Consider the following 14,018-nt stretch of genomic DNA (forward strand, 5'->3'; position numbering starts at 1 on the left):
GTGCCGCGCAGGCGGCAGCGTCCAAGGCCCGGGAGCCTTCGTCGTAGCGGTCGTCTATCAGGTCTTGGTTGAGGGCGATGGTTATGGCGCGGCCGGTGGTGGGCACTACGCCGTCGTAGGTCACTGTGCCCGAGAGACCGCCGGTGTGGCCCCAGAGTTCGTTGCCGCACGACATCGTGATCCGCGCCAGGCCGAGGCCGTATGCCCATGTGCTGTCCACTCCGGTCGGTCGGACGTTCTTCATTTCCGCCAATTGCTCGGGTGGGAGCAGCTTTCCGTCCAGCAAGGCGATGAAGAAGTGGTTCAGGTCCGCGCCGGAGGCGACCATGGCGCCTGCCGCGCCTGCCCACGAGACGTTCTGGCTGGTGTAGTCGACTCGCACACCACTGATGTCGGTGTAGCCCTTGGGATGTGGGCCGCGGATGTCGACTTCATCGGGACTCGGGTAGTAGGTGTCGCGCAAGCCGAGCGGCTCGATGATGCGGTGGGTGATCTCGGTGCCTATCGGATTTCCGGTGATCTCCTCGATCACCATCCCGGCGACGGCGTAGTTCGTGTTGGAGTACGCCCATTGCGCATCGGGCTCGAAATCGGCGGGCGTGGTGAGCACGTTGCGGACCGCCGCGGCGATATCCGTTGTCCCCCATCGGACTTCCTCCGTGAGGCCGGCAATCTGTCCCGGCTCGGGTGGCGTCCCGAACTCGGCCGCGTATTCGGGGAGTCCACTGGTGTGCTGCAAGAGGTTTCGGATGGTGATCCGATTGCCGTCGATGCCCGGCCCGTGCACCACGCCCGGAAGATACCGTTCCACCGGCGCGTCCAACTCGACCTTGCCCTCGGCCACCAATTGCAGCATCACGGTGGCGACGAATGGCTTGGTGTTGCTGGCTATCCGGAGCCGAGCATGGTCGGGGAACGGCAGGCCGGTATTCAGGTCCGCTACCCCCGTGGTGACCGTCCAGGTGTGGCCGTGATCGGTGATCACCGCCTGAGCTCCCGGATAGCCTTGGTGCACCGCACTGTTCAGCGCGTCGGTGATCTGCGCCCGGCCCGCTTCCATGGCATCGGGCGCATAGTCCACGCCGCACGATGTGGCCACCAAGACCGTCATCCCCAGCATCGCAAGTCTCATCCGCATCCCCTGAAACTAGGGCGAACGACCTGTCATGAGGAGCCTGCCGCCACCCCGATACCCGGTGGTGCTGGCACCACTACCGACCAGCCACCACTGGCTACCTGCCAGCTGGGCGATAGGGCGGAACTCGTCGCGGCACGCGCTGGAACTCAGTCGGGGAATCGACTATTACGTACAACAACTCACGCAACAAACATCGCTGGTGTTCCACTGACAATAAGCCACATAAAGACATGTGTTGCTGTGAACCGTCACTGAATTGCTCGGCGATGGCAACGAAATCGAGGAGCTATGGAGGAGCATTTCCACGAGGCCGATCACCCTTCTCAGTGTGTCCTCGGTGGTACCGTCGCGACTTACGCACCCACAGGTGGAGCGGACTTCCAGCTCGGCCGCCGGGCCGGTGCGGACAGTTGCCATAGCCGTCCCAAAAGTAAAACGGTTCCGTTACACTTCCATTCTCGATGATGCCAGTTTCGGATAATCACTACGCGCCGTAGATATTTCGTTTGCGCGGTGGTTGCGTCGCAGCAGGCTTCGGCCTTTCGACCGGGCTTCGTCGGATCGCCACCTGAATGGGAGAACGCAACGATGCGTGAAGTTCGAATTGCACTAGCGTCGGCTCTGACCGGCGTCGCGATGCTGGGGACAATGGTGAGTGCTACCGGATCCGCCTCGGCAGCTCCGGTAGCGCAGATCAATTGGGATACCCGCGTCGACGGGGCGACTGTGGTTGCCGAAGTCAGTTCCGGGAGTTTTCGGCACGCTGGAAACGCTGTCGAGCTCACCGACTCGGCCGGGACGGTAGTCCTACGGGTGCCGTTGACGTTCGCGCTTGCCGGTCGGTCGATCCCGTTCGCCGCCGACATCAGCGACAGCACCCTGCGGTTGACGGCCGATCAGGCACAATCAGCCGCGCTCGGCCTTGCACCCGTGTCGCCGGTACCCGCCGAAACTCCGGTGGCCGCAGGCGTGACCGCGATCGACGGCCCGTCAACCGAGGGCCGTCAGCGCGACATTCCCGGCGCCATCGAGTTGGGGCGAGTCATCGGTGCCGCAGTGGGCGGTGCGATCGGCTTCGCCGCCGGCTGCGTGCTCGGCGGGCTCGGAACCGGTGCCGCAGTGGGTGCCACGACCGCTGGGATCTTGGCCATTGCCGGTGCGATTGTCGGCTGCGCCACGGCGGGAGTCAGCTTCGTGCAGGTCGGATCCGTAGCAGGCAGCGCACTCGGCGGTGGGGTCGGCGCCGTAGTCGGTACCCTATTGCCCGCGTGATCTCCCAGCAGATTCGGCCGACCCGCAACGTCGTGCATGTCCCATGCGTCCGAAGGCTCTGAAATACACCGGTGCCCCAGGATTAGGGGGCGATCGGAATCAGCAGATCGCCCCTACGCTTCCGATATGACTCTCACCACCCGGGCGTTGCGCACCGGCATCGCAGCCCTCGCCATTACCGCCGGACTGGTCGCCGCCGCCAGTCCCGCCGTCGCGGAATCCCCCTCGGGCAGCAGCTCGTTGGGCACCGGCTCCTCCAGCCTGTTGCAGTCCGTGTTCACCGCGATCGGATGCGCTGTCGGCGCCAACTCCTGCGGGTCCATCATCATCCCCACGTAATCGGCCCATACAGAAGCTCCTTACCGCCCGCTGTCCGGTGGGCGGAGGACTTCGACCAGCGCAGACCTAGTGCTCGCAATCGGTGTGAATCGGCGGACAGTAGATGGTCGTGGAACAGGCGAGACAGGTGTGCGTTCGGTGATGTCCGCCGATCCGGAGGCAGGGCATCACACTGACGAGCGACCGCCCTGCCCCGAGTCGGTGCCCGTTCGGACAGAAGCGCGGCGCTGGTTCCGTCCAGCGTCCATTGCGCAGATAGAGCCGAATCGAGTCGCACATACGTTCGATTATGCACGTCGCCGGGCGGGTACTACGACTGGGCGCACCGACGCCGCAGCGGGCAAGTCACGCCTGTCCGCTCATGTGGCGAACGCGGCAGTCAGTAGTCGAGGGCGTGTTCCGGCTGGCAGACGTACAGGGGGGATGGCAGGTAGCGGACGATGGCGTCCAGGAGTGGGGCGATGTCGTTGCTCGCGAGGGGTGTACCGCACAGGATGGGCACGACGTCACCGTTGCGAGTGCGGCGGCGGATGCGGTTGTGCAGGTCCCCGAGGGTGCGAGAATCCGCAGGTTCTTGGTCAGTCAAGGTCTCGACGAGCTTGCGGTACCACCGCTCGGCGGGTTCCTCATGACTTCCTACGGATCCGGCCGACACCATCGGGACCAGGTCGATGACGTCGTCGAAGTCGGCACCGGTGCCGGCGGGGACCTGCAATACCAACGGCGCTGCCCCGCGAGTCTCGGCGATCGTGCGAACACAACGGTCGAAGTCCGCGCCGGGGTGATCGAGCCCGGTGATCAGGCACAGACGGGCGACCTGGTGATCGTCAGCGACTCGCAGCATGGTTTCGAGCCGCGGGGTGCTTTGCGCGGCGGCGTTCACGACCGCGATCACCCCGTCGGCTACGCGGATGGCGCGTTCCAGGTCGGCGACGGGGGCGTCGCTCGACAACGCGGCGACGCGAATCGTGTGCTCGACGTGATCCGTCGACCAGTGGACCGCGTTCTCCGTGTCGCCGAAACATCGGCGCAGACGATGGACCACCCGCTCCGTCTCGTCGGCATCGCCGATGATCGTGACGTTGCGAATCGACTGTGGGTCAATAGCTTTGGTGCCCATCGCGCGGTACTCCAGATCGATGTCATCGCATCCTCGATCCGCTCACCGTACCCGCGCCCGAGCAGCGCTGGAACGGAATTCCGCCCCAAAGTAGAACGTGTTCCTATACCGTCGGCCACGTGCAGAAAGAACAACGCCCCGCCGTGGCTGACTGGTTCACTGCGGACGACGGCCAGGTTCGCCTCGTGGGAACTCGCTGCAATGACTGCGGCACGCCGTACTTCCCGAAGAACACCCTCGCCTGTCGCAATCCGCAATGCGCAGGTACCCATGACGGCTCCGAGCTCGTCGAGTACCTGTTCTCCACGCGTGGCCGGATCTGGTCCTACGCGGACGCTCGATACAAGCCGCCCGCGCCCTACGTCTCGGCCGATCCCTTCGTGCCCTACGTCGTCGCGGCAGTGGAGCTCGAGGTCGAGCAGATGGTGATTCTCGGGCAGGTCGTACGCGGTCTCACGGTGGACGACCTGGCCGTTGGCATGCCGGTCGAACTGACCGTCGGCACGCTGTACGAGGACGAGGACGCAGAGCACACGGTGTGGATGTGGAGGCCGGTCAATGACTGATACGAATCGCGACATCGCCGTCCTCGGTGCGGGCATGCACCCGTGGGGCAAGTGGGGGCGCAATTTCGTCGAATACGGCCTGGTGGCGGCGCGTGCGGCCCTGGCCGATGCCGGGTTGAACCACCGCGACGTCGGCTACATCGCCGGCGCGGACACCATCCGCAACGGCTACCCCGGATTCGTCTCGGGCGCGACGTTCGCGCAGGCGCTGGGTTGGTCGGGTGCGCAGATCTCCAGTAGCTACGCCGCCTGCGCCTCCGGCGCACAGGCCATCGCCAACGCGCGCGCCCAGATCCTGGCCGGGCTGTGCGAGGTGGCGCTGGTGGTCGGCGCGGATACCACCCCGAAGGGCTTCTTCCAGCCGGTCGGTGGCGAGCGCCGCGACGACCCCGACTGGTTGCGCTTCCATCTGCTCGGCGCCACCAACCCCATCTATTTCGCGCTCTACGCCCGCCGCCGCATGGCGTTGCACGGCGCCACCCTCGACGACTTCGCCGCGGTCAAGGTGAAGAACTCCCGGCACGGCCTGAACAACCCGAATGCGCGCTACCGCAAGGAAGTCTCGGTCGAGGAGATCTCCGCCTCGGCGATCGTGTCGGACCCGTTGCGGCTGCTCGACATCTGCGCGACCAGCGACGGCGGAGCCGCCTTGGTGCTGACGTCGATGGATTACGCCCGCCGCCACGGCATCGCGGATCCGGTGCGCATCTCGGCGCTGTCGACGGTCACGCCGACGTTCCCGAAAACCGTGCTCGACCTGCCGGATTTCTCGACGGATTCCGCCGTGGCCGTCGAGCCCCCGTCACGCACCTTCCGGTCGGCCATCGCCCACGCCGCCTACGAAGAGGCCGGAATCGGTCCCGCCGACCTGTCCTTCGCCGAAGTCTATGACCTCTCCACCGCCCTCGAGCTGGACTGGTACGAGGACATCGGGCTCTGCGAGACGGGCGAAGCGGAGGCTCTGCTGCGCAGTGGCGCAACGACCTTGGGCGGACGGGTACCGGTGAACCCCAGCGGCGGCCTTGCCTGCTTCGGTGAGGCCATTCCCGCCCAGGCCATCTCCCAGGTCTGCGAGCTCACCTGGCAGTTGCGCGGCCAGGCCGACGGCCGCCAGGTGGATAACGCCCGCGCGGGCATCGCGGTGAACCAAGGTCTCTTCGGTCATGGATCGGCGATCATCGCCACTCGCTGACCCTGGAGATCTACCGAAACCCCGGGCTCTGTCCGGGGTTTCGGCATCACCGCGCACCGACGCTGCTTCAGCTCGCTATTTCGGCTGGTTCGCGCTCAGCGGTCAGGTCGACTACCCGGTTTCGAGCATGTTCGAGGGACCGCAGTAGGCGCTCACCGCCGAATTCATCGTTGCCCGTGTAGACGAACTCGACCTCATCGATGCCGATGAAACCCAGCGCCGTGCGCAAATACGGCTCTACGTGATTCATGCTCGCCAGCGGACCGCCCACCTCGTAGCCGGCGTCGCCGGTGCCGACGATGACGAAGGCGCGCTTGCCCGAGGTGAGTGGCGTGTACGGCGCCACGGCATCGGGGTCGAAGGAGAACGTACGGCCGACCCGGACGATCTGATCGATATAGGCCTTCAACATCGCCGGTACCCCGAAGTTGTACATAGGGACTCCGAGCACCAGCACGTCGGAGGCGAACAGCTCGTCCACCAACCGGTCGCTGTAGGCCAGCACCTCGCGCATCTGCGGGGTGCGCTGTGTCGGTGTGGTGAAAGCGGCGGCGATCCACTCCTCGGTGAGGTGCGGTGGCGGTTCGTGGCCGAGGTCGCGGCGGATCACCGTGTCACCGGGTCGGCCCTCGCTCCAGCGCGCGACGAACTCCCCGGTCAGCGTGCGGGTGTGGGAGCGCGAACGGCGCGGGCTCGCGTCGAGCTGAAGTAGCTGGGCCATCTCTGATGCTCCTGTCGGGACTGGGTCGGCTTACGGGATCGAGCCTGCCCGAGGGGGAATATCCGCGTAAGAACGCACATTTCTGTTACCCAGTACCCTTTTCCATACCTTTGCCGGTGAGACGAGGACGTGGCGTGACGAAACGTAAGCAGGATCTCGATTTCGACTGCCCCGTCGAGGTCACCCTCGATGTGATCGGCGGCAAATGGAAGGGCATGATCGTCTTCCATCTGAGTGAGGGAACGGCGCGGTTCAACGAGATGCGCCGCGCCATGCCGCACGTGACCCAGCGAATGCTGACCGCGCAGCTGCGCGAACTCGAGCGCGACGGCGTCCTCACCCACACCGTGTATCCGGAGGTCCCGCCCCGCGTCGAGTACGAGCTGACCCACTTCGGCCGCGATCTCGTCCCGATCATCCAGCTGATGGAGACCTGGGGCGAGCAGTACCGGAAGCAGCTCCCGCAGGCCGGGTAGCCAACCGGCACGCGCACCCCGACCGCTGGATCCGAACCCGCACCTGTGCGCGCGGGGTATCGGTGCCGCGCGGAATTCGAGATACTGTTCGATACCCCGCAGACCGGGCGCTTCGACACATCGGAGGAACTGCCGTGGCCACAGCGATGACCGATCCGTCCACCATCATGGTCGCGCAGGGGACCGAAGGCGGTGGCGCTGCCCTCGATCAAGTCGCGCTGATGACCGGCGCGTCCGCGGTGGTCGGTGCGGTTCTGCTGTGGGTGGCCTACCTGCATCGGACGCGGCGCATCACCTGGCTGCAGCGGCTGGCCGAGTTCAGCGGTCGCATCATGAACCGTCCCGGCTGGGTGGCGCTGCCGATCGCGATGTTCCTCGCGACCATCCTGACCGCATTTCTCGGCTTCATCTGGGATGTGAGCCTGCACGTGGGCAAGGGCCGCGACGCCGGGCCGCTGGCCAATCCGGCGCACTACTTCATCCTGGTCGGCCTGTTCTTCCTCTTCATGGCAGGCATGCTGGCCGTGATCCTGCCGCTCGACGAGAAGCCGGGCAGAGCCGCGGTGAAGATCACCCGCGACTGGTACGCCCCCGTCGGCGGCATCTTGATCGCCGGCGCCGGTTTGTACGCGCTGATCGGCTTCCCGCTCGACGACATCTGGCACCGACTGTTCGGCCAGGACGTCACGCTCTGGGGACCCACCCACCTCATGCTCATCGGCGGCGCGGGTCTGTCGCTGATCGGCGTACTCTTGCTCGAACTCGAGGGCCGATACAACCGGCCCGATCCCGAGCGGATCGACGGGCGGTTCCTCTGGGCGATCCAGGCCTTCGCCTTCGGCGGCCTGGTGATCGGACTGTCGGTGTTCCAGGTCGAGTTCGACTTCGGCGTCGAGCAGTTCCGGTTGGTGCTGCAACCGATGTTGATCGTCTTCGCCGCCACGATCGCCCTGATCTCGGCGCGGTTGACGCTGGGCCCACTCAGCACGCTGCTGCTCGTGGCCTTCGCCTTCTGTGTGCGCTACATCGTCGCGGTCCTCGTCGGCACCGGATTCGAGGCGCCGCGCAACGTGTTTCCGCTCTACCTCGGCGCCGCGATCGTGGTCGAACTACTCGCCGTCGTGCCGCTGATCCGCCGACCACTCTGGTGGGGCGCGCTCACCGGGCTCGGTGTGGCGACGGTGGGCATCTGGCTCGAATCCCTGTGGGTCGACCGGATGTTCGTCAATCCCTGGGTCGGCGGAATGTGGCTGGAACTGCTCGCGATGGCGGTGCCGGTGGGTGTGGCAGGCGGTGTGATCGGCGCGATGCTCGGCACCGTCTTGCGCGGCGAGGCACTGCCCAGGCCCGCGATACGGCGCGGGATCGTGGTCGCCGCCGTGGTGATCGCGGCCGCGGCGACCGCGAACGGGCTGATCATCCGGGTACCGGAGGACGCGTCGGCGACCGTCGCGCTCACCGACGCCGATCCCGAACAGGGCGGGCGCATGGTCACCGCCGACATCCGGCTCTCCCCCGGAGATCTCATCGGCCCCGATCCGGAATGGGTGGAGATCCTGGCCTGGCAAGGCGGTATCGGCGACGACAGTCCCGGCCACGGCCTCGTCGTGGACAAGCTGCGTCGCGTCGGCGACGACCACTTCGTGTCCACCCGGCCCGTACCCGTGCACGGCACCTGGAAAACGGTGCTGCGCTTGCAGGACGGGCGCATGCAATCCGCGCTTCCGATCTTCATGCCGCTCGATCCCGGGATCGGCGCCGCGGAGGTGCCCGCGCCCGCGAGCTTCACCCGGCCGTTCGTCGAGGAGATCTCGGTACTGCAGCGCGAGCGGTCCTTCGACCATCCGTCCTGGCTGATCGGCCTCGCGGGCCTGGTGGTGCTGGCGTGCTCCCTGGCCTTGATCGCGGCGATGGCGTGGGGCGCGGCCCGGGTCAACGACCGCTATCTGGCGGCGGGCAGCACACCGGACCAGAAGGCAACGGTCGAACCTTGATCCGCCAGGAGAACGTCGACCTGCTCGCTGACCATTCCATCCTGCTGGCGATTCCGGCCTTCCTGCCCGCCGTCGCGCTGGTCGGTGTGGTGCTGTTCATCGCGCTCCGCGACCGGCGCGCGGAGAAACGCGAAAAGGAAGGCACAGAATCCGCGCCGACCGACCGCACCGAGGAGATTCCGTGACCCTTCATCGGCTCCGGTTCGGCCTCCTCACGGTCGCCGCGGGTGCACTGATGGTGGGCTGCTCGTCGAGCGAGCCGACCACCGAACCCGTGACAACAGCCCGCACCATCGACATCCGGATCGCGAACGGCGCGGTGTCCCCGACCAATACACGCACCGAAGCCCAGGTCGGGCAACGCATCGTGCTGCGGGTCGACAGTGACGCCACCGATGAACTGCACATCCACTCCGCCCCCGCGCACACCTTTCCCGTCGCCGCGGCTTCCGGCCAGGAGTTCGACTTCACGGTGACCGTGCCCGGCCAGGTGGAGATCGAACTGCACCAGCTCGGACGGACGGTGACGACGCTGCTGGTCCGGCAGTGACTCCCCTCGCCCACGGCCTCAACGGCGCCACGGATCTGCCGATTCCGCTCACCTACGCGTTGATCGGCGCGGCGTGGGCGCTGACCTTCTCGTTCGCGCTGCTGTTCTTCGCCTGGCGTCAGCCGCGCCTGAACCCCGACTCGTCGGGATTCGTCCTGCCCACGCCGGTACGGCGGATCATCGACGCTCGCGCGACGCGGACGGTCATCGCCACGGCGAGCGTGATGGTCACTGCCTGCGTGATCGTCATCGCGATGTTCGGTTCCTCGGATCCAGCTCTGAATCCCGTGCCAGGAACGCTGTACATCGGCGTCTGGGTCGGGGTGATGGTGGCATCCCTGTTGATCGGACCTGTGTGGAAGGTCCTCTCCCCCGTCAGGGCGCTCCATCGATTCGGCTGCCTGCTGCTACGACGCCCGCCGGACCACGGAATTCTCCGCTATCGCGACGAATGGGGTTATCTCCCAGCCGCTCTCGGCCTGTTCTCCTTCGTGTGGCTGGAATTGGCTTGGCGCGCACCAGGGTCGGTGGGCTCGGTGCTGACCTGGCTGCTCGGCTATCTGGTCGTGACCTCGATCGGGCTCGCGCTGTTCGGCACCGTCTGGGCAGAGCGGGCCGATCCCCTCGAGGTGTACAGCACGCTGCTTTCGCACCTGAGCCCCTACAGCCGCGCCCCCTCGGGCCAGCCGTTGCTGCGGATGCCGCTGAACAATCTCGCGGGGACTCCCGGACTGGCTGGATCTGTCGCGGTCGCGGCGACGCTGCTCGGATCCACCGCCTTCGACAGCTTCTCCACCTTCCCGTGGTGGCGCGAACTGGTCGACGACCTGGCTCCGGTCGTCGACGCGACACTGGTGCGCACGGCCGGACTGCTGGTCTTCATCGGAGTGGTGGGCGGGCTGTTCTCCCTCGCCGCGCGTGCCACCGGCGGTGTCTCTCCCGCCGATCGCGCGCTGCTGCCGCGGCGGCTGGCGCTCAGCCTCACCCCGATCGTGGCGGGCTATCTGATCGCCCACTACCTCACATTTCTCGTCGAGAAAGGGCAGGCGACGGCACTGCTGTTCGCGGACCCGCTCGACCGCGGATGGAACCTCGCGGGCCTGGCCGATCGAGAGGTGGCCTACGTGCTGTCGAGTCATCCGACGGTGCTCGCCACCTGCAAAGTGCTCGCGGTCCTGATCGGCCACATCCTCGGCGTCGCCGCCGCTCACGACCGCTGCCTGCAACTTCTCCCGCCTCGTCACCGACTGACCGGCCAGCTGGCCTTGATGCTGACCATGGTCGGCTTCACGTTCACCGGGCTGTATCTGCTGTTCGGGGGTTAGCCGCGCCCTGCGCGAAAAGGGGATGAGCGAGGTCGGGTTCGCCCCGCAGAATGACTCATGCTCACCGACCACTGGCCCCTATTCGGACTCCGGCTCACCACACCCCGCCTGGAACTCCGTCTGCCCTCCGATGAGGAGCTGGCCGCGCTGGCCGATCTTGCGGCAGAAGGCGTCCACGACCCCGACCTCATGCCCTTCACTGTCCCATGGACAGACCTACCTCCTCTCGAACGAGCACGCTCAGTTTTTCAGCATCATTGGCTCCAACTCGGCAACTGGGCCCCCGACGACTGGACACTGAACTTCGCGGTCTTCGAGCACGGCGGCATCGTCGGCCAGCAGGCTATCTCCGCTCGCAATTTCGCGACCCTGCACGAGGTCGGCACGGGCTCCTGGATCGGCCTTCGACACCAAGGGCGAGGTATCGGCACCGAGATGCGCGCAGCGGTCCTCCATCTCGCCTTCGCCGGGCTACAGGCCACCGACGCGGTCTCGGGCGCGTTCGCCGACAACCCGTCTTCGTTCCGAGTCTCCGAGAAACTCGGCTACGAGCCCGACGGGATCCAGCGCCTCGCTGTGCGCGAGAAAATCACTGTCATGCGCCGAGTACGGCTCTCGCGCGCGAGATGGGAGAGCAACCAGCGAACAACCGTCAGGATCGACGGACTCACGCCCTGCCTACCCCTGCTCGGCGCCGCGTGAACCGCCTTCGAGCGACCGGCTGGATCGTCGGCCGCTCGAAGGCGTCAGCTCCTAGGAAGTGACTCGATGGGTGTCGCCGACGGTCAGTGTGCACTGGCCGTCTTCACAGGAGCGCTGCAGCCGACCCCTCGACAAGGTCTGCATCAGCCCGATCGCCCAGCAGGTCGGGCATCCGCGCAGCGCGACCAAACCGACAGGCAGCAGCAACACACTGAACGGCCCGACGACCGGGATCAGGGCTACCGATCCGACCAGCGCGCCGAAACCCACCCCGCCGCGCACCAGGTGCTCGGGCATGGACTTGCTCGCGAAATCATCACTCATCATGTCCTCCAGCAACGTCGCCAGGCGTGGCCTGTAGAGCTTGTTGAACTGCAGCCCGCGCACGGTGCAGTCGCGATTTCATCGCCGCGGTACTGAGCCCGAGCGCATCGGCGACCATCCGGCCGCTGTAGCCCTGAATGTCGCGCATGATCAGCACGCTGCGCTGGTCCGCAGGCAAGTCGGCGACCGCGGCCGCCACCCGACCCGCCTCAAGACGTCGCAACACCTCGTCCTCAGCCGAGGCTGCCAAGATGTTGTCCGGCAAGACAATTCGCCCCGGCAGACTCGTCCGCGCCCGACGCAGACACTCGTTGCGAACGATCCGGAACATCCACGACGCCAGCGCACCAGAGGCCCGCAACATCCCGATCTTGCGATACAGGATGATCAGCGCCTCCTGCGCCGCGTCCTCGGCGTCTTCCGGTGTCGCACAGAGGGAATGAGCGAAGCGCTGGATATGCGGATGCGAACCCGACACCAACGCCGCGATCGAATCCACGTCACCGCCCTGCGCGGCGACGATCAACCCCTGGTCAGGCCATCGCGACTCACCCACGCCCAGCTCGTTTGCGCCGCACGACGACCATGCACGTGCACAGCAGCACCACACCGACGACAACACCGATACCGATGACCACAACAAACCTCCGTGTCCGTCCCGACGTCCGTCGCGACACACATAAGAGGCACCCGCGATGCGAAAGGATTCACCCCCGCCCGAAATCAGCCCGCGCTATGTGCGCGCGTTCCGGTTCCCGTTGTCGGCGGTTTCCACAGTGTCCACGGTTGTGGTTCCCGACGGGTAGGCGCGGGCGACGAGCGCGGCGCGCAGTCCCCACTGGCCATCGGCGCGAGCGGGATCGAGTCCGGTGATCCCCGCTATGCGCTTGAGTCGATGGTCGATGGTGTTCGGGTGGATGAACAATCGGCGTGCTGCTCGCTGGCGGTTCTGATCGCTGAGCAGGTAGACGGTGAGCGTTCGCAGCAGCAGGGGGTTGGCCACCAAGGGGTCCAGTCGGCGTGCCATGGACTCCCTGACCGCCCCCGGCCGGGTGAGCTGGTATTCGGCAGCCAGCTCAGCGAAATCGTAGAGGCGAGTCTCGGGCTCGGCCGACAGTACGTGGGTCAGCCGATTGGCGACGTCGACCATGTCGTGCAGAGTCGGTGACATCTGCGGGATCGCGTCGACGGCAACTTCGAGGTGGACGGCGGTGACGACGGCGTCGGCTGCCTCAGCGACTACCCGGACGAGCGGTTCCAGCTGATCGGTGGGCAGCGCGGTACTGGGGATCAGGATCGTTCCGCCGCTGTTGCTCAGCAAGGACAAGACTTCGTTGCCTCCCCTTTCGGCAAGATCGGCGCGGATTCGCCGAAGCACGCGCCCGGAGGCTGCCCGGGGATCGACGCCGTCCTCGAACCCAGGGGAAGAAGGCAGGATGGACAGCGCCAGCAGGTGGTAGTGATCGGCGATCGGCAAACCGCATTCGCGCGCCATCGCCGTCGTCACTCGGCCGTTGAGCAGTGCGGTGGTGAAAGTGTTCACCGCACCTCGGTGTCCGTGTGCGGTGCCGCGATATTCGCGCAGGTAGGCCATGGTCACAGTGGTCGTCATCAGGTCGAGCAGATCGACGGTGCGCGCTCCGATGTCCACGCATTCGGCGACCGAGTCGATCGCTGACCTGCTCGCCACCAGCTCATGGGCCATTTTCGAACCCTCGTGCAGGGCGTGCAGGATCACATCGATGGGCACACCGCCTCTGGCCCACTGCGCGGCAGCCGATTCCAGTTGCGCCACTTCGCGTTCGGTAGGAGCGCCGCGCCCGTCGAGAATCGTGGTGGCGATCCGCAAGCAGTTGACGGTCACCGCGGTGATATCGCCACGGAGCGCTTCGTCGGGCAGGGTCAGGCATCGGGCGACGGTCAGCCTGAAGTGCCGGACCATCTCCTCGGCGAGAGACCTGGTGTCGCGCAACGATGTCGCGGCGGGTCCGAAAGCTCCCCCGGTTCCGGAACCAGACGATACCGCTGCCGGCGACGGCGCGATCAGTAGACCTCGGCTTCGCCCGTGCGTCCCGGTGCGCTTGCGCTCCTCCATCGACAACTCCTCTTCGAGTCGTGTGGTCTCACTGGCCACACCATAACCGGACATTAGAATCCGGTTACTGACTGGTAGTGTGTCCGACATCACCTCATCAGTCAAGGTGCGATCTCCACCGTGACCACTGACCCACTCCACAGCCGCCTGTGATCACTACAGACAGGAACGCGGGGTGGCAGTCAGGATTTCCGACAGATGTCG

16 protein-coding genes are annotated in these 14,018 nt (G+C 66.2%); 10 read left to right on the plus strand and 6 right to left on the minus strand.

What is annotated here, in order from left to right:
- On the minus strand, window positions 1-1,132 hold a 1,132-nt coding region (locus tag NS1_RS24310; protein ID WP_169812827.1), incomplete at its 3' end, for a serine hydrolase domain-containing protein.
- 654 nt (window positions 1,133-1,786) lie between these two features.
- Between NS1_RS24310 and NS1_RS24315 the strand changes: the two genes are divergently transcribed.
- Window positions 1,787-2,410: a DUF8020 domain-containing protein gene (locus NS1_RS24315; RefSeq protein ID WP_157125369.1), complete on the plus strand. Its 624-nt coding sequence runs from the start codon at window positions 1,787-1,789 to the stop codon at window positions 2,408-2,410.
- Window positions 2,411-2,536: 126 nt separating this feature from the next.
- On the plus strand, window positions 2,537-2,749 hold the full coding sequence (locus tag NS1_RS24320; protein ID WP_062988062.1) for a hypothetical protein: 213 nt from the start codon (window positions 2,537-2,539) through the stop codon (window positions 2,747-2,749).
- Window positions 2,750-3,128: 379 nt separating this feature from the next.
- On the opposite strand, the gene NS1_RS24325 is transcribed toward NS1_RS24320, so the two are convergent.
- Entirely contained in the window at window positions 3,129-3,869 is a 741-nt protein-coding gene (locus tag NS1_RS24325) for a GTP-binding protein (protein WP_056821197.1), read from the minus strand.
- 119 nt (window positions 3,870-3,988) lie between these two features.
- Here NS1_RS24325 and NS1_RS24330 point away from each other — a divergent pair, with 119 nt between their 5' ends.
- On the plus strand, window positions 3,989-4,435 hold the full coding sequence (locus tag NS1_RS24330) for a Zn-ribbon domain-containing OB-fold protein (RefSeq protein WP_371852098.1): 447 nt from the start codon (window positions 3,989-3,991) through the stop codon (window positions 4,433-4,435).
- The gene (locus NS1_RS24335) at window positions 4,428-5,627 is read left to right on the plus strand and encodes a lipid-transfer protein (RefSeq protein WP_056821198.1); all 1,200 of its coding nucleotides are present in this window, start codon (window positions 4,428-4,430) and stop codon (window positions 5,625-5,627) included. The genes NS1_RS24330 and NS1_RS24335 overlap by 8 nt, the downstream gene beginning before the upstream one ends.
- A gap of 67 nt (window positions 5,628-5,694) precedes the next feature.
- On the opposite strand, the gene NS1_RS24340 is transcribed toward NS1_RS24335, so the two are convergent.
- Window positions 5,695-6,348, minus strand: coding sequence for an FMN-dependent NADH-azoreductase (locus NS1_RS24340; RefSeq protein WP_062988063.1), 654 nt, complete (start codon window positions 6,346-6,348; stop codon window positions 5,695-5,697).
- A 134-nt stretch (window positions 6,349-6,482) separates the two neighbouring features.
- Between NS1_RS24340 and NS1_RS24345 the strand changes: the two genes are divergently transcribed.
- The 6 genes from NS1_RS24345 to NS1_RS24370 all read left to right on the plus strand — a co-directional run bounded on the left by NS1_RS24345 (window position 6,483) and on the right by NS1_RS24370 (window position 11,395).
- On the plus strand, window positions 6,483-6,824 hold the full coding sequence (locus NS1_RS24345; protein ID WP_255284672.1) for a winged helix-turn-helix transcriptional regulator: 342 nt from the start codon (window positions 6,483-6,485) through the stop codon (window positions 6,822-6,824).
- Window positions 6,825-6,970: 146 nt separating this feature from the next.
- The gene (locus NS1_RS24350) at window positions 6,971-8,818 is read left to right on the plus strand and encodes a hypothetical protein (RefSeq protein ID WP_062988068.1); all 1,848 of its coding nucleotides are present in this window, start codon (window positions 6,971-6,973) and stop codon (window positions 8,816-8,818) included.
- Window positions 8,815-9,003, plus strand: a complete 189-nt coding sequence (locus NS1_RS24355) for a hypothetical protein (RefSeq protein WP_165610175.1) — start codon at window positions 8,815-8,817, stop codon at window positions 9,001-9,003. The genes NS1_RS24350 and NS1_RS24355 overlap by 4 nt, the downstream gene beginning before the upstream one ends.
- A gap of 50 nt (window positions 9,004-9,053) precedes the next feature.
- On the plus strand, window positions 9,054-9,368 hold the full coding sequence (locus NS1_RS24360; RefSeq protein WP_062988108.1) for a hypothetical protein: 315 nt from the start codon (window positions 9,054-9,056) through the stop codon (window positions 9,366-9,368).
- Complete coding sequence (locus tag NS1_RS24365) at window positions 9,365-10,693, plus strand: hypothetical protein (RefSeq protein ID WP_062988070.1); 1,329 nt, start codon at window positions 9,365-9,367, stop codon at window positions 10,691-10,693. Before NS1_RS24360 ends, NS1_RS24365 begins: the two co-directional genes overlap by 4 nt.
- A gap of 57 nt (window positions 10,694-10,750) precedes the next feature.
- Entirely contained in the window at window positions 10,751-11,395 is a 645-nt protein-coding gene (locus NS1_RS24370; RefSeq protein ID WP_062988072.1) for a GNAT family N-acetyltransferase, read from the plus strand.
- A 51-nt stretch (window positions 11,396-11,446) separates the two neighbouring features.
- On the opposite strand, the gene NS1_RS24375 is transcribed toward NS1_RS24370, so the two are convergent.
- The 3 genes from NS1_RS24375 to NS1_RS24385 all read right to left on the minus strand — a co-directional run bounded on the left by NS1_RS24375 (window position 11,447) and on the right by NS1_RS24385 (window position 13,904).
- Complete coding sequence (locus NS1_RS24375; RefSeq protein ID WP_245661352.1) at window positions 11,447-11,719, minus strand: hypothetical protein; 273 nt, start codon at window positions 11,717-11,719, stop codon at window positions 11,447-11,449.
- Window positions 11,712-12,245 (minus strand): RNA polymerase sigma factor, encoded by a 534-nt coding sequence (locus NS1_RS24380; RefSeq protein WP_255284674.1) that lies wholly within the window; start codon window positions 12,243-12,245, stop codon window positions 11,712-11,714. Before NS1_RS24380 ends, NS1_RS24375 begins: the two co-directional genes overlap by 8 nt.
- A 207-nt stretch (window positions 12,246-12,452) precedes the next feature.
- On the minus strand, window positions 12,453-13,904 hold the full coding sequence (locus tag NS1_RS24385) for a helix-turn-helix domain-containing protein (RefSeq protein WP_084503963.1): 1,452 nt from the start codon (window positions 13,902-13,904) through the stop codon (window positions 12,453-12,455).
- Window positions 13,905-14,018 lie beyond the last annotated feature (114 nt).

It is taken from the genome of Nocardia salmonicida NBRC 13393 (assembly GCF_001613085.1).
GTDB classification, from domain to species: domain Bacteria; phylum Actinomycetota; class Actinomycetes; order Mycobacteriales; family Mycobacteriaceae; genus Nocardia; species Nocardia salmonicida.

Excerpts from the sequence above, each read along its gene's own strand:
- NS1_RS24350 (WP_062988068.1), top strand. The coding sequence starts at position 6,971 with ATGACCGATCCGTCCACCATCATGGTCGCGCAGGGGACCGAAGGCGGT.
- NS1_RS24320 (WP_062988062.1), top strand. The coding sequence starts at position 2,537 with ATGACTCTCACCACCCGGGCGTTGCGCACCGGCATCGCAGCCCTCGCC.
- NS1_RS24340 (WP_062988063.1), bottom strand. The coding sequence starts at position 6,348 with ATGGCCCAGCTACTTCAGCTCGACGCGAGCCCGCGCCGTTCGCGCTCC.
- NS1_RS24370 (WP_062988072.1), top strand. The coding sequence starts at position 10,751 with ATGCTCACCGACCACTGGCCCCTATTCGGACTCCGGCTCACCACACCC.
- NS1_RS24360 (WP_062988108.1), top strand. The coding sequence starts at position 9,054 with ATGGTGGGCTGCTCGTCGAGCGAGCCGACCACCGAACCCGTGACAACA.
- NS1_RS24375 (WP_245661352.1), bottom strand. The coding sequence starts at position 11,719 with ATGAGTGATGATTTCGCGAGCAAGTCCATGCCCGAGCACCTGGTGCGC.
- NS1_RS24385 (WP_084503963.1), bottom strand. The coding sequence starts at position 13,904 with ATGTCGGACACACTACCAGTCAGTAACCGGATTCTAATGTCCGGTTAT.
- NS1_RS24335 (WP_056821198.1), top strand. The coding sequence starts at position 4,428 with ATGACTGATACGAATCGCGACATCGCCGTCCTCGGTGCGGGCATGCAC.
- NS1_RS24325 (WP_056821197.1), bottom strand. The coding sequence starts at position 3,869 with ATGGGCACCAAAGCTATTGACCCACAGTCGATTCGCAACGTCACGATC.
- NS1_RS24315 (WP_157125369.1), top strand. The coding sequence starts at position 1,787 with ATGGTGAGTGCTACCGGATCCGCCTCGGCAGCTCCGGTAGCGCAGATC.